This is a genomic window from Salibaculum griseiflavum (assembly GCF_003129565.1).
Taxonomy (GTDB): Bacteria; Pseudomonadota; Alphaproteobacteria; order Rhodobacterales; family Rhodobacteraceae; genus Salibaculum; species Salibaculum griseiflavum.
The window spans coordinates 45,119-63,785 of the sequence record NZ_QETF01000010.1 but is presented as its reverse complement, the minus strand read 5'-3'; the positions used below and the strand labels follow the sequence as shown (position 1 = coordinate 63,785).

Here is an 18,667-nt window from a genome sequence, read left to right as displayed (position 1 = left end):
GGCTCAGAGATTCACAGCGATCCCCAGGAGGCCCCGGGGAAGGTTGACATTGAAAAGGCCCTGGAACACGGCCAGACAACCAAGCGTGACCCCAAGTGGCAGAGCGGCCAGTGTTACCGGATTACGGTCGCCAAGCGTCAGCAATAGTGCCAGGACGAAAACCGGCGTCGCCAGGAGGAACCCCAGAACGGGCAACAGCAAGACATAGGCGACCATGCCGAGCGCAGCATATGCCATCTGGCCCGGCCTGTCCGGCGCAGCCGCGGGTTCAGCCCCCGCAGCCTCGGGACCTGACCGAACATCCGACACCACCTGCAGGGCCAACAGGGCCAGCAACACCCCCGCGAGCAGGCGCGGATATAAGGCCGCGTTGCTGATCGGGGTTCCCGAGGCATAACCCTGTTCGGTCAACGTGGTTGCCGCTTCGTAGAATACCAGGCCGCACGGAACAGTCAGCAAGACCGCGGGCATGTGCCGCCAAATTGGATGCTTCGGCAGACCACTTCCCAGTTGCGTTGCGTCGGACGGGGGCTTCGAACGGGCCATGGCAACACTGCTCCTGTCTCTGGTGGTGCTGGATAGGATCGTGGCCCGGGCGAGAGGACGACCGGGCCACGTTTCTTGCGGCTGAGAGGTGGCCGCGCTTACTGGATCGAGCCCAGCTTCTCTGCTTCCCACTCGATCGCATCGGTCGCGGTAGAGAGCTGTTCACGAACGGCGTCCACGGTCTCGATATAGTCCTCGGGCGGATAGCCCAGTAGCGGACGGCCGATGCTTTCGAAGTATCCCTTGACCTCGGGACGCTCCAGCGCTGCGGCCATGGCTTCACGCAGAACCTCCACATGCTCTTCCGGGGTCCCATTGGGCACAACATACCAACTCCAGCCCATCGGTGCGAGGCCGGTCAGCGGGTAATCCACCGCCTCGGACTCGGCGATCAACGGAACGCCGCCAAAGATGTCCTGAACCGACTGCAGGTCGCTCAGCGCCGTCAGGACCCGGACATGCTCGCTATTGGCGCGCACGAAACCCGGGTTGCCGGCCATGAAGTCCAGAATACCGCCACGCATATCCTTGAGCGCCTCTTCGAGCCCGGCATAGGGCACATGCTGCGCCACGGTGTCCGTCGCCTTGAACATGTTGGCCAGGCCAACATGGGGCAGGTTCCCGTAGGCGCCGGAGGTGTAGCGAAGATCGCCAGGGTTATCCTTCATGTATTGGACGAGAGACTCAAAGTCCGGGAAGCGGTCGTCATCGGCCCGCACGATCACCGAATTCGGCACGGCCCCCAACGCATAGAGCGGCGTGAAAGCGGTATGGTCGGCATCTATGTTGCCAAGCAAAGACTGCACGACCATGGGCGCAACCCAACCGTCGAAAATCGTGTAGCCATCGGCGGGCCGGTTCATCGCGGTTTCCATTGCCTTGACGCCGGTCCCACCTGGTGTGGAGATCACGGTCACATTCACGCCCAGCTCCTCGCTCATGGCTTCCGCCATGACCTGGCTGGAAGTCATGGTGACACCGGGCGGCCACGGGAAAATCACCTCGATGTCCCGCTCGGGGAATTCCGCCTGCGCGGTGGTGGCGGCAGCGGCAAGCGCAAGACCTGCCAAAGCCGATTTGAGGTTGAAGATAGGCATTATGTTCCTCCCATTCGGGCGCCCCTAGCGGGCGTTGTTGCGGATTTCGGCAGGCCCGATCTCCTCTTGCAGGCCCCGATGGATCGACTATAGGCAGCCGAAATCTTCTATTTCAAATATCACTTTGCGCTTAACTGATAGCTTTTAGGCATGGGATGGGGAAAGCCGCGCACCACGGTCGGTATAACATTTTGCTATCATCTCATTCAAAAACAATATTTTCGAAGCATTTCCCTGCTTGTTAGGCTCGACATGGGCCCGGGACGTGGGCTCTGCACTCAACGGAAAGGGCCTCATGCGCACCGTATTTGTTCTATTCGACTCGCTGAACCGCCTTTCGCTTGGTCCCTATGGCGCGAAAACCATCAAGACACCGAATTTCGACCGCCTCGCGGCGCGCTCCGTCACCTTTGACAATCACTATGTCGGCTCCATGCCCTGCATCCCGGCCCGTCGCGACATGCAGACCGGCAGACTGAGTTTCATGCACCGATCCTGGGGGCCGATGGAACCCTTTGACAATTCGTTCCCCGAGATCCTCGAAGCATCGGGCGTCTATTCACATTTGATCACCGATCACTTGCAGTATTTCCGCGACGGCGGGGCCACCTATCACACCCGCTACACAACATGGGAATACCTGCGCGGTCAGCATGGCGACGCATGGCAGGCCGAAGTCGCACCCGACTGGCCCAAGCTGAAGCAGCAATATCACCCGCTGCAATACAGCGAGACGCGCGGCGTCGATCAGTATCATCACATCATCAACCGCCAACACCTGCACGAGGAAAGCGACTATCCGCTGACCCAATGCTTCGACTCGGCGATCACTTTCCTCGACCAGAACGGGGCCGCGGACGATTGGTTCCTGCAAATCGAGACCTTCGATCCGCACGAACCCTTCAACGCGCCGGAACGGTTCAAGGAGGAGTTCCCGACGGATTACAACGGGCCGACCCTTGATTGGCCCCCCTATGGCCGGGTGCAGGAAAGCCCGGACGAATGCAGCGAACTAAGCGCCCATTACCGCGCCAACCTTGCCTTCTGCGACGAACAACTCGGTCGTCTGCTGGACTATTTCGATGAACACGGTCTGTGGGAGGACACCGCCCTGATCGTTTCGACCGATCACGGGTTCCTGCTGGGAGAACATGACTGGTGGGCAAAGAACCGGATGCCCATCTACGAGGAGATCGCCCATATCCCCCTTTTCGCCTATCATCCCGATTACGCGGACCAAGGAGGCAGCCGGCGCCAGTCCCTGACCCAGACGACCGACCTGATGCCGACCTTCCTCGGGCTCCACGATTGCGGGGTGCCGCCCGAAGTCACCGGGCACTCGATCCTGCCTTTGCTAGCGAGGGACCAGCCCATTCGCGATGCGGTCATCTTCGGAACCTTCGGAAGCGCGGTGAATATCTGCGACGGGCGGCATGTCTTCATGCTCTACCCCGAACACGTGACAACCGAGGGGCTGTTCCAATACACCGTCATGCCGACGACCCTGAATTTCCTGTTCGAGGTTGATGAATTGGCGCAGGCCGATCTTGTAGCCCCCTTTGACTTCACCAAGGGCGCCCGGCTCTTGCGCACACCGGCATTGGAGAAGTCGCCGTTTAACCCCTATTTCGGTCCACCCGTCTTCTTCGACACGGAAACGGTGCTCTATGATCTTGCCGCCGACCCGAAACAGGAGCGCCCGTTTCGCGACGCGGATATCGAGCTGGAGCTTACCGTGACCATGCGCACGCACATGCGCAGGCACGATGCCCCGGCAGAGCTCTATGCCCGGCTCGGATTGCCCATACCGCGCGATGCCGGGCCGCAAATACTGTCCCAACCCGCGACCCCTGCAGCACGGAGCGTGGAACCGACGAACGGCTAGCCCGAAGTCGGTGAAGCGCTATCGCGTTCTTGCATATCAATGCCTGGAGCGTATGGTTTCAGCACAGGCCGAATGAACCGGGGCACATCATGGACCGAAAGCACATTGTCTTTCTGAAGGTTGCCGAACTGGGAAATGTGACGGCGGCGGCGAATGACCTTAACATCGCCCAGCCGAGTCTGACGCGCACGATCGCCTCGCTGGAACAATCTTTTGGCGCCAAACTGTTCCTCCGGCAGCCGCGCGGAATGGAACTGACGGAAGAAGGCCGGGTCCTCTTTCGCCACCTCAAGGACATGGAGGCCGTTTATCAACGCGCCTGCCGCGATGTGAACGCCGTCAAAACCGGGTATCATGATGCGGTCAGCATAGGCTGCGGGCTGACCTATCAACTGCTTCTCATGCCGGACATCCTGCGTAGGCTTTGGAACGACTTTCCGCAATCCTCGTTCCAGGTCTTGACCGGCTCCGCAGACGATCATGCCCGCGCCCTGCGCGACGGAGAGCTTGATTTCGTCATCACTGCTGCAATCGAAAAGGTCGATGATCCGCTGATCGAGGTCACGCGGCTTTGCCGGATCGAGCATGGCGTGGCGTATTGGCCCGGCGTCCTGCCAGAATTGCCCGAGGATCGGAAGATGCCGATGGAAGCGCTGGAAGATCTGTCCTGGGTCCTGTTCCAGACCGAGCCGCAGCTCAAGACAAGCATGGAAAAGACGTTCTACCAGCTTGGCCTTGCACCGCCACGGATCGCACTGACAACCTCCTCATTGCAGCTTGGGCTGGAATTGCTGAAGTCTGAAGGCATGGTGATGTCCGTGCCGACCCTGTTGCGCGATTGGCTGCAAGAGCGTGGTTACCGGTTACACGCCACGAGCGAGCCGCTTTGGCAGCTGGATTCAGGGATCGCCATGCTGAAGGCCAACGGCGACCATCCAATTGCCGAGGCGCTTGTCCGCCATGCCCGGGACCTTGTCCGGTCGATCCCGGTCTTCAGGGCACACGGCACCTGACCAAGGTAAAGCGCATGGCCGATACCAAACCACCCGTTGCACGTTTTTCCGCCGTCAAATCCTGGGCCGGCACCAGGACTCCGGTCATTCCCGATGACGGAGAAGGCATCATTCGCCGCGCGTCGCTGCGGGCCTTCGCCATCGAAGCCCACTGCGTCTCCGTCGCCCGCTTCGCCGACTTCGTGGCGGAGACCGGGTATTTGACCGAGGCAGAACGGATCGGATGGTCCTACGTATTCCGGGGCCTGCTGTCGCGCCCTGACAGCGCCGACGTCGTGGGCGGATACAACAAGGCCGGGTGGTGGTGGGCCGTTTCGGGGGCTTCTTGGAAATACCCGTCCGGCAAGGGTGAGCCCGAGGCCGCACCGGATCATCCCGTCACCCAAATCTCATGGAACGACGCGCAGGCCTTTGCGGAATGGGCCGGTGGCCGTTTACCCAGCGAGGTCGAATGGGAACACGCCGCCCGCAACGGGTTGGAGGATCGGCGCTATCCTTGGGGCGATGAGGAGCCCGACGACGACACGATCCTCTGCAACATCTGGCAGGGCCGTTTTCCCGACACGAACACCTGCGCCGACGGCTACTATGGGACGGCCCCTGTCGATGCGTTCGCACCAAACGAGGCAGGGCTTCACAATACTTCAGGCAATGTGTGGGAGTGGACTGCCGATCGTTACCGGATCAACTCCCTTAAATCCGCGGCCAAGGCGCGCAACGCACAGGCCAAGCGAGATGGGGACAGGGTGATGAAGGGTGGATCGTTCCTGTGCCATTCAAGCTATTGCTGGCGATACCGCATCGCCGCACGCTCAGGCCGCGCCCCTGATACAGCGGCAAGCCATACCGGTTTTCGGATCGTCTATGACTGACGCCAATCGGATATGGATCATACTCGCCGCCTTTCGACCGTGGCGGCCGTCGCGGTAATGTGGCTGCTCAAAGGCGCCTGGCGCTGTAAAAGCAAACCTGCATGGCGGGCGAAGCCCGGGTGGGAACGGAAGCCGAGATTGGGTCGACGTGCATGATGCGGAACGAAGGCCGAGGGCCGCCGCACACCGCCAGGCCGCCCCCTCGGCGAGGGATCGATGCGGTCCCTGTCACAGGGCGCGAGGGAAGCACGGGCCAGAGTCGACCTTGATGCACTTTTCCCTTACTGAATCCGCGCCTCGGAAAGCGGCGGTTGGAAGCCTTTGGACAACGTTCCTCAGAGGGCATCCGGGTCCGGCTTGGATGTCAGCGCGAAATCCGGCAGCATGTCCAGCGCGTCGCGCAGGGCATCGCCCCACCGCTCGGACACGGACTGGAAATAGGGATCATCGCTCGCAACGCGGCCTGTCCAGCCGGTCTTCAGGCTATCGGTTTCATAGCAATGGAAGTCAAACGGCGCGCCGACGGTCAGGTTCGCCTTCAGCGTCGAATCGAAGCTGACCAGCAAGAGTTTCATCGCTGCTTCGAAGCTCATCTGCGGATCATAGGCGCGGACCAAGATCGGGCGGCCATACTTGGTTTCGCCGATCTGGAAGAATGGCGTGTCCTTGGCCGCCTCGATGAAATTGCCCTCGGGATAGATCAGGAACAGCCTGTGCGGACCGCCCTTGATCTGTCCCCCCAGGATCAGGGTCGCATTGAACGTGCTGTCCGCACGCTGGCCGGTATCGGCATGTTGGGCGATCACCTCGCGCAGGGTGTCCGCGACCATGCGCGCGGCCTGGAACATCGACGGCACGCCCAGAAGCGATGGCGTTCGGTCCTCGGGGGATTTGCTGCGCTCGTCCAGAAGGCTGACAACCGCTTGAGTCGTGGCCAGGTTGCCGGCAGACATCAGCGTGATCGAGCGCTCGCCGGGGTCTTCCCAGATCGCCATTTTCCGAAAGGTCGAGATATTGTCGAGTCCGGCATTCGTGCGGGTGTCGGACATGAAAACCAGCCCCCGGTCGAGCATCATCCCCACGCAATATGTCATTCGGGTCGTCCTATTGCTGCACCACGTCTATCGCGACGGAGAGCGTCTCGCCCATGCCGCCGATGCGCGTGCCGATGACCGGGGCCGCCTCGGCATAATCCAGCCCGGTCGCGACGCGCACATAGCGTGTATCAGGTGAAATCCCGTTCGCCACGTCGAAACCGACCCAGCCCAGCCCGTCGACATGGGCCTCGGCCCAGGCATGCATGGCATCCTGCGCAGTGCGGTGGTTGAGCATCAGGTAGCCCGAGACGTAACGCGCGGGATAGCCAAGCGCCCGCGCGCAGCTCAGGAAGATATGCGTGTGATCCTGACACACGCCTTTGCCAGCGGCGATGGCCTCTTCCGCGCTCCAGTCGGGATCGGAAGCGCCCACCTCGAAGGCGACCGCGTTTCGGATGACCCCGGCCAGGGCGTGCAGGTGTTGAAGCGGCTCCTCGTCCGGAGTGTCGCGCAGGATCGACCGCACACCCGGTCCAGACTCGGTGCGGGGCGTCGCCTGCTGGAACAGCCAAAGCGGCGCCGCCCCGCGATGGGGCCCGACGATGCCGTGATTATCCCGCACTTCGACCTCGCCCTCGCTGACGATGACAAGCTCCTCTGCCTCTCGTTCGAAGCTGATTAGCTCGACGGTGTTGTTGTGGTGGTCCTCGAAACTCACCTCGCGCTGCCCGCCGGTGACCTCGGTTCGCCAGGACAGAACAGTCTGCTGGTGGCTGGATTTCGGCGTCTTGCGCAACTGCTGCAATCCGTATTTCACCGGGGTTTCGAACTGGTAGCGCGTTTCGTGGCGGATGGTCAGGCGCATGGCTTACTCATAGAACCGGAAATCGGTTTCAATCTGCCCGGACAGCCCGGCCAGCAGGCCCAGAACGGTCTGGATATATTCGTGCAGGCCGTAGTCGAACACGGCGTCGATGTCGTGGCTCAGGTAGGTCCGCTCGATATGAAGCGCCTTGTTCTGCGCCGGGCCGGGCCGCATCTGCCCGTTGTTCAGGTAGCCCAGATTGTCGCGGATCTTGCGCAGGCAGAAGGCCAGGGAGCGCGGCATCCGCTTGTCGAGGATCAGGAAATGCGCGATCTCGCGTGAGCCGGCCCCGGCGCCGTATTCCATGCGAAACCCGCCGCGCGCCGAAACCGACCGCAGGATCGTTTCCCACTGCACGTTGTCCAGTGAAGTCCCCACCGCACTGGCCGAGGGCAAGAGCACGTAATATTTCACGTCGAGAATACGGGCCGTGTTATCCGCCCGTTCGATGAAGGTGCCAAGCCGCGCGAAATTGTAGATATCGTTGCGCAGCATCGTGCCATGCGTCATCCCGCGGACAAGCGACGCGCTCTGGCGCATCGCGCCCAGAACGCCGGGCAGGTCGCGTTCGACCACCTTGCGCGCCAGCAGCTCCCGCGCGCTCATATAGGCCGCGTTGGTGGCCTCCCAGACCTCATGGGTCAGGGCGGTGCGCACCAGCCGGGCATTCTGCCGGGCGGTCTCGATCGAGGACAGGACCGAAGACGGATTGTCCCGGTCACGCAACAGCCAGTCGATGGCGGCGCCCTTGGTCAGTTCGTCATGGACCGCCTCGAAATGGCCAAGGCTACCGGCCGATTCCAGAACCGAACGCCACTCGCTGTCCCCCAGCTCAAGCCGGGTCAGGGCGATGCGCTGCCCGGTTTCGATCAGGCGCGCGGTGTTCTCGGCCCGCTCCAGCGAGCGATACATCCAGAACAGACCATTCGCGGTTTTGCCGAGCATGTCGTCAGTCCTCTACCACCCAGGTGTCCTTGGTGCCGCCGCCCTGACTGGAATTGACGACAAGCGAGCCTTTCTTGAGCGCCACGCGGGTCAGCCCCCCGGCCGTCACGTTGATCGAACCCGGGCTGACCAGCACGAAGGGGCGCAGATCCACATGCCGTGGCGTCAGGCCCTGCCGGGCAAAAATCGGAACCGTGGACAGGCTCAGCGTCGGCTGCGCGATGTAGTTGGCGGGCCGCGCCTTCAGCTTGCGCCGGAAGGCGGCGATGTCCTTCTTCGTCGCGGTCGGGCCGATCAGCATGCCGTAGCCGCCCGAGCCGTGGACTTCCTTGACGACCAGCTCTTCGAGGTTGTCGAGCACATAGGCCAGCTGATCGGGTTCGGAACACCGCCAGGTCGGCACGTTGCGCAGAAGCGGGCGTTCGCCGGTGTAGAACTCGACGATCTCGGGCATGTAGCTGTAGATCGCCTTGTCATCGGCAATCCCGGTGCCGGGTGCATTGGCGATGGTGATGCCTCCGGCGCGATAGACATCCATGATACCCGGCACGCCAAGCTGGCTTTCGGGATTGAAGTTCAGCGGATCGAGAAACGCGTCATCGACCCGCCGGTAGAGCACGTCGATCGGGGTATAGCCGCGCGTCGTCCGCATCGCCACGCGCCCGTCCACGATCCGCAGATCATGACCCTCGACCAGCTCCACACCCATCTGGTCGGCGAGGAATGCATGTTCGTAATAGGCCGAGTTGTAGATGCCCGGGGTCAGCACGGCCACGACGGGCCGGCCGCCGGTCGCATCGGGCGCACAGGCCGACAAAGAGCGGCGCAGATCCGTCGGGTAGTTCTGAACCCCCTTCACCCGGTTCTGCGAGAAAAGCTCGGGGAACATCTGCAACATGGTTTCGCGGTTTTCCAGCATGTAGCTGACGCCGCTGGGGGTGCGGGCGTTGTCTTCGAGCACGAAGAAGTCATCCGGTCCGGTCCGCACGAGATCGATGCCCACGATATGCGTATAGATCCCGCCCGGAGGAGAAACCCCGATCATGCGCGGCTCGAACGCCTCGTTCCGGGCGATCATTTCCTTTGGAATCCGCCCCGCCTTGATGATTTCTTGCCGGTGATAAATGTCGTGCAGGAAGGCATTGATCGCCCGGACCCGCTGTTCGATGCCCCGTGTCACGCGGGACCATTCCCGGTCGGAAATGATGCGGGGAATGATATCGAAGGGGATCAGCCTTTCTTCGGCCTCGGCACGCCCGTAGACGTTGAAGGTAATGCCCGTCAGGCGGAAAAGGTCTTCGGCCTCTCGCTGCTTTTGGCGAAGCCGTTTGGGGTCTTCGCCCTCGAACCAGCTTTGGAACAGCTCGTAGGGCTGCCGAAGCTACTGGTCGCTTCCCCACATCTCATCGAAATTCGGCCCGTTCTCCATCTTTGACCTTTCCGGATGCCCCAAAAATAGGGCGCGGTTTCCGCGAGTTTGACCAGAGTCCCAGAGGCATGCCGCCGTCAGAACGTGAGGCGCTGCCCAAATTATGGGCAGCTTGCCAGATATTGCCTCACAGGCGGCACTCATACGTCACGATCAGACGAAGACCGCTCAGGGAACAAGGAACAAACCCCCGCCGGTCGATTATGAACCGAGGCAATGGAATGGCAAAGACATTTGCGAAGCGGGTCTGACGCAGGACAGCAGCGAGGTGCGAGAAGCCGGAAGGCACCACCAACTTGCCCGCCTGGTCACAGACGCGCGCGATAGGCCGCCCGGTCGGTCAGACCTTCGGGTCCGGCCAAAGCCGTCCTCTTACCCGATTGGCTTGTCGCTCACCAGACGCATGCCGAGATGCGCGGGCGGGGTGCCGACGGCGCAGCCACCGCGGGCCGGGTCTCGGATGAGAAAGGACATCGCGGCGATATGCTCGCCGCCGACGAAGAAGGCCGGACAGCTTTCGGCCGGCGTTCCATTCGACTGGCCGTCGTAGCACTCCATCGTCCATTCCCAGACGCTGCCGTCCAGATCCACGATCCCCTCAGGGGAGGTCGAAAAGCTGCCCTGGGGCTTGAGGGCCCTCGGGGCGATGCCTTCGACCAGGTAAGTTGACGCCCACGAAAGGGCCGGGTCGGAAAAGACGGGGGCCGGCGCGTGGGGAAGCACCGCGGCGGCCATGGCATCCCATTCTTCGGCGGTCGGAAGCCGAAAGTCATGGCGGCTCTTTGTGTTGATCCATTCAACGTATTGCTTCACGTCGACATAGCTTAGCCCCGTGGCCGGGGTTGTTGCCGGATCCTGGTCAGGTCGGGTCCGCAGCGTCAGGTCGCACTCTCCGTCAAGGGCGCAGCGGTTCCACTCGGCCACGGTGACCTCGTAGCGCTGCGAAAACAGCATCCGGCCATCCTGCATGACAACAGGGTGCGGCGCCATTTCCGGCAGAAACGCAGGATCGGGACCGCGCTGGAACAGCGCGACCCCGACAAGGCTTGCCGCCGCGATCGCCAAAGCAACAAAACGAAGGGATGATTTGCTGGGGTTCGGAGTGGTCGCGGCGGCACGCATTTTCAAACCTCCTGTATCAGGTCTCGAAACTTCTCGGGGCGACAACCTGCTCCATGAGCGCGTTGTCCCAGTCGCCGTCGACGACGAAGTGAGCCGTCCCGCCGAGCATCGCACCGATGATCAGGTTGTGGTTCACATAGGCATAGACGCCCGGCTGCTCGAAGGTGTACATCGCCGCCGCCGCGCTGCCGCCACGGACGAACCATGTCTCCATGCCGGTCAGCGGCGGGTCGGTGAAGGAGCTTTCCCAGACATAGTCGCCATGCCCACCGATCAGGTGCGGGCGGCTGTCGACGTTGCACGAATTGTGCACCATCAGCACCGTTTCACCGACCTTGGCCTTGAGCGCGTTCTCGCCCGTCAGGGCCCCGACCGCACCGTTGAAGACCTGGTGCGTCGGCACAAGCGTGCGCATCGCCTCAAGGCTGTCGGCATAGTCGTCACCGGCGGCATCATAGGTCTTGTAGTCGCCGTTCTCGTCCATCGGCAGGTAATAGTCCTGCTCTCCGAAATAGGCGATGCTGTCATAGCGCAGGGGGTTGCCCGCCGCATCTTTCAGGCCGTCACGCGGCAGCACCATGATGGCACCGTTCATCCCGTGCGTGACGTGATAGGGGATCATCGCACCGCCGGGGGCGCAGTGATAGGTGAAGCAGCCTGGCTTGGTCGCCTTCCAGCGCAGCACGCACTCTTCGCCGGGATAGACATGGGTCAGGCCACCGCCGCCCAGCGCGCCGGTAGAGGCGTGGAAGTCGATGTTGTGCTCCATCATGCTGTCAACGGGGTTGCGCAGGGTCAGTTCGACCATGTCACCCTCGTGGCAGATGATCAGCGGGCCGGGGACCGAGCCGTTGTAGGTCAACGCCCAGACGCTGGCGCCGGTGTCCTCGTCGACGACCATCAGGCGCTCTTCGGTTTCCATCGTGATCTCGATGATCTTGGGTCCGCCGGTGGCGACTTGTTCATGCTCAGGCGCAAAAGGTGGTGCGACCAGCTCCTGTTTGACGCGGGTATACCCGGACAGGTCGGCAGGTTTCGCGGTGCTGTCGGCAGTCTGTTCCCCGGCCGCCTTGTAGAGCTGCGCCGAGGTCTGGTTGGCGATGTCGAGGCGCGGGGCGCGGCGACCGGCCATGGCGCTCGCGCCTGTCATGGCGGCGGCACCGGCAAGGACGGACCCGCGCAACACGTTGCGACGGCTGGTCTTGGAAAGGCCTGGGTTGATGAATTTGGTCATGGTTCCCTCCACGGGGTTGGATGTGTCGGCGGGCCTGGCGGCCCGCGCTGGAATTGGATCAGAGGTTTTCAAGCTGGGCTTCGAACCGCTGCTTGGCTTTCGGCGGCACACGGCCGGCAAAGAAATCCTCGGGGGCATCCACGTCGCCCACGGCAATGGTCATCACCATGCCCATGGCGAAATGCGGCTTGCAGATGACACCGTAGACGCCCTCTTCGGTCAGGGTGATCTCGATCTCTTCGTTGATGCGACCGGCAAAGCCTTCGGCGCCCTCGGGGACCATGCCGTCATTGGTCTCGGCATTGTGGCCGGGGTTGGTGGCGACGAACTTGATCGTGTCACCGGGTTGGGCCTGGACGAAGGCCGGCTCGAACACCATGCGCTCACCGTCCGAACCCATGTTGAGCATCTGGACTTCGAAGGTTTCGGCGAATGCAGCGCCGCCCATGAGCGCCGCGACTGCGATACTGGTTGCAAGTTTGCGGATCATCGATCTTTTCCTTTCAGATCACTGTGTCGATTGAGGCAAGATTATCGGACTGCGCGGCGCGGAATTTGTGCTGGCACAAACTTCTGCGCGTTTGTCGGGACGAAGGGGGTGTTGGTCTTGCCGAAGAACTATGAGAGTTTGCCCGAATGGACGCCGGAACGCCCCGAAAGACCTTGCCGCGACTCGACGAGAGCCTGCTGTCGCATCTGCCGCCCTTCTCGCGACTCGAGAAACGGCAAATCCGCAGGATTCTCGATCAGGCCTCGGCGCGGCGCTACGATGAAGGCGTCGCGATCTTCGAGGAAGGCCATCCCGCTGTCCGGTTCTATATGCTGCTGGACGGCTATGTGCGGGTGGTTCGCATCACCCCGTCCGGCGAGCAGGTGACAGCCCTGCACATCCCCGCCGGTCAGATCCTGGGCATGGCGACAGCGATCGGGCGCGACACCTACCCTGCCACGGCGATGACCGCCACGGAGTCGCTGGCACTGAGCTGGCCGATGCATCTATGGGATACGTTCGTGACTGAATATGACGGCTTCGCCACGGAGTCCTACAAGACACTGGGCAAGCGTCTGAACGAGGTGCAGAACAAGGTGGTCGAGATGGCGACCCTGCATGTCGAACAGCGGGTGGCCACCGCCCTGTTGCGGCTGGTCAACCAGACCGGCCGGAAGGTGGACAACGGAATCGAGATCGATTTCCCGATCACGCGGCAGGACCTTTCGGAACTGACGGCGACGACATTGCACACCGTGAGCCGGCTCATGAGCGGCTGGGAGAAACAGGGGCTTGTCGAAAGCCGGCGCAAGCGCATCGTTGTGCGGGACCCGCACGCCCTGGTCTTGCTGAGCGAGAAATAGCCCTCAACTCAGCCCCGCCGCCTGCCTGAGCTCCTCCAGGAACATGTCCTCGTCAAGCTGATACTCGGCACAGGCATCGGCCACCGTGTGGATCGGGCTGACAAGGCAGCCCACGCACAGCATGCGGCGCCGTATGAACACCGGTATCGTCTTTGGCCAGTGGGTCATGATGTCCGCAAGGGGCAGGTCGGGATCGTTGAGACGTGGCGCGCGCATTTCGGGCTCCTTTCCCTCACGGACCGTAAGGCCGCAATCTCCTCAAACGTTGCGCTTGCGCAAACTCGGGCCCCGCTCATCTGCCTAGACATGGTCATCCCGAATTCAAGGAGGCCCTGTCATGGCTGAAATCTTAACGAAATCGCGGGCGCGCAACATCTTCTACGGGGGCTCGATCTTCTTTGTCGTGATCTTCGTGGGGATGACGGTGCACTCGCACAGATACGTGGTCGAAACGTCGACCGCCGGCATGGAGCTGAGCGACGAGGTCGTTCACGGCAAACATGTCTGGGAGGAAAACTCCTGCATCAACTGTCACTCGCTGCATGGCGAAGGGGCCTATTTCGCCCCCGAGGTCGGCAACGTCATGACCCGATGGGGCGTTCAGGACGATCCCGAGGGGGCGTTCGAAATCCTCAAGGCATGGATCGAAAGCCAGCCCAGCGGCATCGAAGGACGCCGCCAGATGCCCGCCTATGACATGACCGACGAAGACCTGCGCGGCCTCGCCGAGTTCCTGCGCTGGGCCGATCAGACAGACACCCAGGGCTGGCCGCCCAACGACGCCGGATAAAGGAGGCGAAACCGATGAAATACGAATCTCAGAAAGTCGCGTACTGGTACATCCTGTCCGCGCTTGCCCTGTTCGGCATCCAGGTGCTGGGCGGACTGCTCGCGGGGTGGGTCTATGTCTCCCCCAACTTCCTGTCCGAACTCCTGCCCTTCAACGTGATCCGGATGATCCACACCAACGCGCTGATTGTCTGGCTTCTGCTGGGCTTCTTCGGCGCCGCCTATTTCCTGATCCCCGAGGAATCGGAGCGGGAAATCTGGTCTCCCAAACTGGCCTATATCCAGTTGATCATCCTGCTGGTGGGCACGCTGGGCGCGGTGGGGTCCTACCTGGTCGGCATCCATGGCGGGCGGGAATTCCTTGAACAGCCGCTTTGGGTCAAGTTCGGCATCCTCGTCGCCGCGCTGATCTTCCTGCTGAACGTGTCCATGACCGTTCTCTCCGGAAAGCGAACCGCGATCACCAATGTCTTGCTGATGGGGCTTTGGCTGTTGTCGCTGCTCTGGGTGTTCGCCTTCATCAACCCCGACAACCTGAGCCTCGACAAGATGTACTGGTGGTTCGTGGTGCACCTCTGGGTCGAGGCGACCTGGGAACTCGTGATGGCCGCGATCCTTGCCTTCCTGCTGCTCAAGCTGACCGGCGTTGACCGCGAAGTGGTGGAGAAATGGCTCTATGTCATCGTCGCCACCGCGCTTTTCTCGGGCATCCTCGGCACCGGCCACCACTTCTACTGGATCGGTCTGCCCGGCTACTGGCAATGGGTCGGCTCGATCTTCTCGACCTTCGAGGTGATCCCCTTCTTCCTGATGATGTCCTTTGCCTTCGTCATGGTCTGGAAGGGCCGCAAGAACCACGCCAACAAGGCCGCCTTGCTGTGGTCGCTGGGCTCCTCCACCGTCGCTTTTTTCGGCGCGGGCGTCTGGGGGTTCCTGCATACGCTGCATGGCGTGAACTTCTACAGCCACGGCACGCAGATCACCGCCGCCCATGGGCACCTGGCCTTCTACGGCGCCTACGTGGCCCTGAACCTCGCGGTCTTCACCTATGCGATGCCCATGCTGCGTCAAAGGGCACCCTACAACCAGGTGCTCAACATGGCGTCGTTCTGGCTGATGACCGGTGGCATGGCCTTCATGACCTTCGTGCTGACCTTCGCCGGCACGATCCAGACGCATATGCAGCGGGTCATCGGCGACTACTACATGAGCGTGCAGGACAGCCTGTCTGTCTTCTACCTGATGCGCTTTGGCGCCGGGGCCGCGGTGGTGATCGGGGCGCTGCTGTTCATCTATTCGACGGTCGTGGTGCGCAAATCCGAGGTCATCGCGCCCGGTCCTGCAAACCCGGCCCCGGGAGAGTGAGCCATGAACATGCAGAACACACCGACCCTGCCATTCTACAAACCGACGAGCCAGGAATGCGACCTGTTCGAGACGGCACATGACAACGGTTTGCCCCTTCTTCTGAAGGGGCCGACCGGCTGCGGCAAGACCCGCTTCGTGGAACACATGGCCGCGAAGATGGACAAGCCGCTTTATACCGTGGCCTGCCATGACGACCTGTCGGCGGCGGACCTGATCGGGCGCTACCTGCTCAAAGGGGGTGAAACCGTTTGGGTCGACGGCCCCCTGACACGCGCCGTGCGAGAGGGCGGCATCTGCTATCTCGACGAGGTGGTCGAGGCGCGCAAGGACGTCACCGTGGTCTTGCACCCGTTGACCGATACGCGGCGCACCCTGATGATCGACCGCACCGGCGAAGAGCTGGTCGCGCCCAGGGGCTTCATGCTGGTGGCCAGCTACAACCCCGGCTACCAGAATGTCCTCAAGCGGCTGAAACCCTCGACGCGGCAGCGTTTCCTGTCGATCTCGTTCGACTTCCCGGAGGCCGAGACGGAGATCGCCGTGGTCGCCAGCGAAAGCCGGCTGGAGCCGGGCCGCGTCGCGCCACTGGTGCGGCTGGCCGGCCATATCCGCAACCTCAGCGGCATGGACCTCGAAGAGGGGGTCTCGACCCGCCTCCTGATCTATGCCGCCACGCTCATGGCCGGCGGTATGGGGGTCAATCAGGCGCTGGAGGCGGCGGTCATCGAACCGCTCAGCGACGAACCCGACGTGCAGACGGCGCTGCGCGATCTTGTCGCCACCATCTACGGATAAGGGCCATGCACCTGCTCGATCTGATGGAACCCGAGGAAACGGTCGGCAACCTTTGGCACGATTTGGCCAGCGGGATCGCCGAGGCCGTGACCTATCCCGAGGCCGGGGTAACCCTGGCCTCGGTGCGCCCAAGTCTCGCGCTGTTGTTCCGCGCGCTGGGCGGGCCGGCAGGTGTCGAACTGGGCGAAGCCCCCGCCACACTGGCGGCGCATCGCCGCCCGTTGCGGCGCAAACTTGGGGCGGAACGCGATCGGGAATGGCTGGCCCGTTTCGATGGCGAGCGCCTGGCGCTCCCCCCGTTGATCGCGGCATTCCCCGAGGCCCGGCTCAATCGCGCGGCCTATTTCTGGCTGACGGCGCTGGCCGCGAAAAGCGACCTGTCGAGTTTCGATTTTTCGGCGACGGGCCCGGTCATGGATTGCGTCCAGATCCGCGCCAACGCGGCGGCCGCCGATGCCGCCTACCTGGCCTGTCCGGGCCTGCGCGACGTCTATGGCGCCATGGCCACCTTCTGCCTGTCCGCGCGCCCTCAGGTGAGACGACCCGAACCCGAGGCCGCCCTCGAACAGGCGATCCGCGACCAGTTGGGCGGCAACCCGCCCGAAATGGGAAGCGTCGCGCCCGCCCGCGGCTTCATGCCGTTCGCGCCGGTGCCGATCTGGTTGCGCTTTGCCGCGCCCGGATCCGGCGATGCGGCACAGGATCTCGATGACGCCGATGCCGCCACACCGCCGCCCGAGGCCGCACAGAGCACGCGCAAGCTGGGCGAACGCAAGGATCAGGACCAGCAAAATCGCAAGGACAGCTTCATCATCCACCGGTTTGAATCGATCCTGTCCTGGGTCGAGTCGATGAACATCAATCGCAGCGTCGATGATGATGACGATGAAAACGCCCAGAAGGCCGCCGACGATCAGGACCGGATCACCTTGTCCAAGCAGAACCGCAAGGCCGCCACCCGCCTGCGTCTGCATCTTGACCTGTCGCCTGCCGACGCCGATCACGAGGCACTCGCCGGGAAACATGCCTATCCGGAATGGAACCACCGGTCGCGCAGCTACATGGCGGGGCATTGCCGGGTGCTGGATGCCCCTGCGGCACCAGATGGCATGCCCTTCGAGCCGAACGCGCGCCATATCCGCGAGGTGCGCCGCCAGTTCGAGGCGCTGCGCCCCCGGCGCGTCCTGCAGCCGCGCCAGATCGACGGGCAGGAGCTGGACCTCGACGCCCTGCTCACCGCCCGGGCCGACATGGTGGCGACCGGGCGCGGCTCGGACCGCATCTGGCAGGCGGCGCGGCAAATGGACCGCGACGTGTCGGTTGCCTTCCTGATTGACACCTCGCGTTCCACCGAGGCGGCCATCGGCGACACCAGCGTGATCGAAGTGGCCCGCGACGCGATGGCCGCACTGGCCGGGGGCATCGACGAGGCCGGCGACCGCTGCGGTATCTGGGGGTTTTCGTCCTTGCGCCGCGACCGCGTCTTCCTGACCCGCTGCAAGGGGTTCGACGAGGCGATGTCACCCGCGATCACCGCCAATATCGGCGCGCTCAAACCCGGCCACTACACCCGCCTTGGCGCCGCGATCCGCCATGTCAGCGCGCAATTGGCCGAAGAGCCGAGCGCCCGCAAATTGCTGATCGTGCTGACCGATGGCAAGCCCAACGATCTTGACCACTACGAAGGCCAGCACGGGATCGAAGACAGCCACATGGCCGTCCGCGAAGCCCGGGCCGCCAACCAGAGCCTGCACGGCATCATCATCGACGAGGACGGGCAGGACTGGTTCGCGCGCATTTTCGGGCGTGGCGGCTTTACACTGTTGCCCAACCCCGAACGCCTCTTGCGCGCCCTGCCCGACATCTACCGCACCCTGACACAGGAGACCTGACATGCGACATCTCATGATCCCGCTGACCACGCTGTTGGCATCGCCGGTCCTGGCCGAAGGATTCGACCGACCCATCCCGCAGGCCCAATCCGCGACCGCGGAATTCTGGTATGCCCTGGCCTGCCTTGCGCTGGTCGCCGCCATGATCGCGGTGCACAGACTGGTCGCGCGGCGATGACCCGGCGGGGCTGGCCCACCTACAAGATCGCGCTGGCGCTTTATCCGTTCGGGGCCGGGGCAGCTGCCGTGAACGTCTTCTTCGCCTCGCTGATCTTAAGCTGGGTCGGAGGGCCCGTCGCCTCGACCGGCTGGTCGATCGCGCTGGGCGGCCTGATCGGGGCCCCGGCGACATGGTATTTCGCCCGGCACATCCGCGCCCTCATGGACAAGGCAGACGCGGGGTCGGACCGCGCAGGAGGCTGACA

The 18,667-nt window shown here is 62.9% G+C and carries 20 protein-coding genes; 10 read left to right on the top strand and 10 right to left on the bottom strand.

Translation table 11 applies throughout. The features are described 5' to 3' along the window. Window positions 1-3 precede the first annotated feature (3 nt). Both DFK10_RS10360 and DFK10_RS10355 read right to left on the bottom strand, forming a co-directional pair. The gene (locus DFK10_RS10360; RefSeq protein ID WP_217810128.1) at window positions 4-459 is read right to left on the bottom strand and encodes a tripartite tricarboxylate transporter TctB family protein; all 456 of its coding nucleotides are present in this window, start codon (window positions 457-459) and stop codon (window positions 4-6) included. Window positions 460-644: 185 nt separating this feature from the next. Beyond that, complete coding sequence (locus tag DFK10_RS10355) at window positions 645-1,643, bottom strand: tripartite tricarboxylate transporter substrate binding protein (RefSeq protein ID WP_109388956.1); 999 nt, start codon at window positions 1,641-1,643, stop codon at window positions 645-647. A 295-nt stretch (window positions 1,644-1,938) separates the two neighbouring features. On the opposite strand from DFK10_RS10355, the gene DFK10_RS10350 reads away from it, so the two are divergent. The 3 genes from DFK10_RS10350 (at window position 1,939) to DFK10_RS10340 (ending at window position 5,413) form a co-directional block, all read left to right on the top strand. Beyond that, window positions 1,939-3,528 (top strand): sulfatase, encoded by a 1,590-nt coding sequence (locus DFK10_RS10350; RefSeq protein ID WP_109388955.1) that lies wholly within the window; start codon window positions 1,939-1,941, stop codon window positions 3,526-3,528. 89 nt (window positions 3,529-3,617) lie between these two features. Beyond that, on the top strand, window positions 3,618-4,541 hold the full coding sequence (locus DFK10_RS10345) for a LysR family transcriptional regulator (protein WP_109388954.1): 924 nt from the start codon (window positions 3,618-3,620) through the stop codon (window positions 4,539-4,541). Window positions 4,542-4,555: 14 nt separating this feature from the next. After that, on the top strand, window positions 4,556-5,413 hold the full coding sequence (locus DFK10_RS10340; RefSeq protein ID WP_109388953.1) for an SUMF1/EgtB/PvdO family nonheme iron enzyme: 858 nt from the start codon (window positions 4,556-4,558) through the stop codon (window positions 5,411-5,413). Window positions 5,414-5,748: 335 nt separating this feature from the next. On the opposite strand, the gene DFK10_RS10335 is transcribed toward DFK10_RS10340, so the two are convergent. From DFK10_RS10335 to DFK10_RS10305, 7 genes are all read right to left on the bottom strand, one after another. Continuing rightward, the gene (locus DFK10_RS10335; RefSeq protein ID WP_217810127.1) at window positions 5,749-6,507 is read right to left on the bottom strand and encodes a proteasome-type protease; all 759 of its coding nucleotides are present in this window, start codon (window positions 6,505-6,507) and stop codon (window positions 5,749-5,751) included. Between the two features lie 10 nt (window positions 6,508-6,517). Continuing rightward, window positions 6,518-7,315, bottom strand: a complete 798-nt coding sequence (locus DFK10_RS10330) for a transglutaminase family protein (RefSeq protein ID WP_109388951.1) — start codon at window positions 7,313-7,315, stop codon at window positions 6,518-6,520. A 3-nt stretch (window positions 7,316-7,318) separates the two neighbouring features. Continuing rightward, window positions 7,319-8,260, bottom strand: coding sequence for an alpha-E domain-containing protein (locus DFK10_RS10325; protein ID WP_109388950.1), 942 nt, complete (start codon window positions 8,258-8,260; stop codon window positions 7,319-7,321). Window positions 8,261-8,264: 4 nt separating this feature from the next. Then, entirely contained in the window at window positions 8,265-9,623 is a 1,359-nt protein-coding gene (locus tag DFK10_RS10320) for a circularly permuted type 2 ATP-grasp protein (protein ID WP_235866822.1), read from the bottom strand. A gap of 438 nt (window positions 9,624-10,061) precedes the next feature. Then, on the bottom strand, window positions 10,062-10,811 hold the full coding sequence (locus DFK10_RS10315) for a formylglycine-generating enzyme family protein (RefSeq protein ID WP_109388949.1): 750 nt from the start codon (window positions 10,809-10,811) through the stop codon (window positions 10,062-10,064). A gap of 16 nt (window positions 10,812-10,827) precedes the next feature. Beyond that, entirely contained in the window at window positions 10,828-12,045 is a 1,218-nt protein-coding gene (nirK, locus tag DFK10_RS10310; protein WP_109388948.1) for a copper-containing nitrite reductase, read from the bottom strand. A 58-nt stretch (window positions 12,046-12,103) separates the two neighbouring features. Then, entirely contained in the window at window positions 12,104-12,535 is a 432-nt protein-coding gene (locus DFK10_RS10305; RefSeq protein WP_109388947.1) for a pseudoazurin, read from the bottom strand. A 173-nt stretch (window positions 12,536-12,708) separates the two neighbouring features. Between DFK10_RS10305 and DFK10_RS10300 the strand changes: the two genes are divergently transcribed. Next, window positions 12,709-13,398, top strand: coding sequence for a Crp/Fnr family transcriptional regulator (locus tag DFK10_RS10300; RefSeq protein WP_109388992.1), 690 nt, complete (start codon window positions 12,709-12,711; stop codon window positions 13,396-13,398). Between the two features lie 3 nt (window positions 13,399-13,401). On the opposite strand, the gene DFK10_RS10295 is transcribed toward DFK10_RS10300, so the two are convergent. Then, window positions 13,402-13,614: a DUF1858 domain-containing protein gene (locus tag DFK10_RS10295; protein WP_109388946.1), complete on the bottom strand. Its 213-nt coding sequence runs from the start codon at window positions 13,612-13,614 to the stop codon at window positions 13,402-13,404. A gap of 121 nt (window positions 13,615-13,735) precedes the next feature. Between DFK10_RS10295 and DFK10_RS10290 the strand changes: the two genes are divergently transcribed. The 6 genes from DFK10_RS10290 to DFK10_RS10265 are packed head-to-tail and all read left to right on the top strand — an operon-like array spanning window position 13,736 to window position 18,665. Next, a complete protein-coding gene (locus tag DFK10_RS10290) occupies window positions 13,736-14,188 on the top strand; it encodes a c-type cytochrome (RefSeq protein ID WP_109388945.1) in 453 nt (150 codons plus the stop codon). A 14-nt stretch (window positions 14,189-14,202) separates the two neighbouring features. Further along, window positions 14,203-15,552 carry a cbb3-type cytochrome c oxidase subunit I gene (locus tag DFK10_RS10285; protein WP_109388944.1) on the top strand — a complete coding sequence of 450 codons (1,350 nt, stop codon included), beginning with the start codon at window positions 14,203-14,205 and terminating at the stop codon, window positions 15,550-15,552. 3 nt (window positions 15,553-15,555) lie between these two features. Next, window positions 15,556-16,350 carry a CbbQ/NirQ/NorQ/GpvN family protein gene (locus DFK10_RS10280; protein ID WP_109388943.1) on the top strand — a complete coding sequence of 265 codons (795 nt, stop codon included), beginning with the start codon at window positions 15,556-15,558 and terminating at the stop codon, window positions 16,348-16,350. A 5-nt stretch (window positions 16,351-16,355) separates the two neighbouring features. Continuing rightward, window positions 16,356-18,242: a nitric oxide reductase activation protein NorD gene (locus DFK10_RS10275; RefSeq protein ID WP_109388942.1), complete on the top strand. Its 1,887-nt coding sequence runs from the start codon at window positions 16,356-16,358 to the stop codon at window positions 18,240-18,242. Window position 18,243: 1 nt separating this feature from the next. Next, window positions 18,244-18,420, top strand: a complete 177-nt coding sequence (locus tag DFK10_RS10270; RefSeq protein ID WP_109388941.1) for a protein NnrT — start codon at window positions 18,244-18,246, stop codon at window positions 18,418-18,420. After that, complete coding sequence (locus tag DFK10_RS10265) at window positions 18,417-18,665, top strand: NnrT protein (protein WP_109388940.1); 249 nt, start codon at window positions 18,417-18,419, stop codon at window positions 18,663-18,665. The genes DFK10_RS10270 and DFK10_RS10265 overlap by 4 nt, the downstream gene beginning before the upstream one ends. The last annotated feature ends 2 nt before the right edge of the window (window positions 18,666-18,667 follow it).

Bases quoted from the DNA above. Each gene is read 5' to 3' on its own strand.
- DFK10_RS10305 (WP_109388947.1), bottom strand. From the start codon at position 12,535: ATGATCCGCAAACTTGCAACCAGTATCGCAGTCGCGGCGCTCATGGGC.
- DFK10_RS10355 (WP_109388956.1), bottom strand. From the start codon at position 1,643: ATGCCTATCTTCAACCTCAAATCGGCTTTGGCAGGTCTTGCGCTTGCC.
- DFK10_RS10295 (WP_109388946.1), bottom strand. From the start codon at position 13,614: ATGCGCGCGCCACGTCTCAACGATCCCGACCTGCCCCTTGCGGACATC.
- DFK10_RS10275 (WP_109388942.1), top strand. From the start codon at position 16,356: ATGCACCTGCTCGATCTGATGGAACCCGAGGAAACGGTCGGCAACCTT.
- DFK10_RS10290 (WP_109388945.1), top strand. From the start codon at position 13,736: ATGGCTGAAATCTTAACGAAATCGCGGGCGCGCAACATCTTCTACGGG.
- DFK10_RS10335 (WP_217810127.1), bottom strand. From the start codon at position 6,507: ATGACATATTGCGTGGGGATGATGCTCGACCGGGGGCTGGTTTTCATG.
- DFK10_RS10325 (WP_109388950.1), bottom strand. From the start codon at position 8,260: ATGCTCGGCAAAACCGCGAATGGTCTGTTCTGGATGTATCGCTCGCTG.
- DFK10_RS10270 (WP_109388941.1), top strand. From the start codon at position 18,244: ATGCGACATCTCATGATCCCGCTGACCACGCTGTTGGCATCGCCGGTC.
- DFK10_RS10280 (WP_109388943.1), top strand. From the start codon at position 15,556: ATGAACATGCAGAACACACCGACCCTGCCATTCTACAAACCGACGAGC.
- DFK10_RS10265 (WP_109388940.1), top strand. From the start codon at position 18,417: ATGACCCGGCGGGGCTGGCCCACCTACAAGATCGCGCTGGCGCTTTAT.
- nirK (WP_109388948.1), bottom strand. From the start codon at position 12,045: ATGACCAAATTCATCAACCCAGGCCTTTCCAAGACCAGCCGTCGCAAC.
- DFK10_RS10315 (WP_109388949.1), bottom strand. From the start codon at position 10,811: ATGCGTGCCGCCGCGACCACTCCGAACCCCAGCAAATCATCCCTTCGT.
- DFK10_RS10345 (WP_109388954.1), top strand. From the start codon at position 3,618: ATGGACCGAAAGCACATTGTCTTTCTGAAGGTTGCCGAACTGGGAAAT.
- DFK10_RS10350 (WP_109388955.1), top strand. From the start codon at position 1,939: ATGCGCACCGTATTTGTTCTATTCGACTCGCTGAACCGCCTTTCGCTT.
- DFK10_RS10285 (WP_109388944.1), top strand. From the start codon at position 14,203: ATGAAATACGAATCTCAGAAAGTCGCGTACTGGTACATCCTGTCCGCG.
- DFK10_RS10340 (WP_109388953.1), top strand. From the start codon at position 4,556: ATGGCCGATACCAAACCACCCGTTGCACGTTTTTCCGCCGTCAAATCC.
- DFK10_RS10330 (WP_109388951.1), bottom strand. From the start codon at position 7,315: ATGCGCCTGACCATCCGCCACGAAACGCGCTACCAGTTCGAAACCCCG.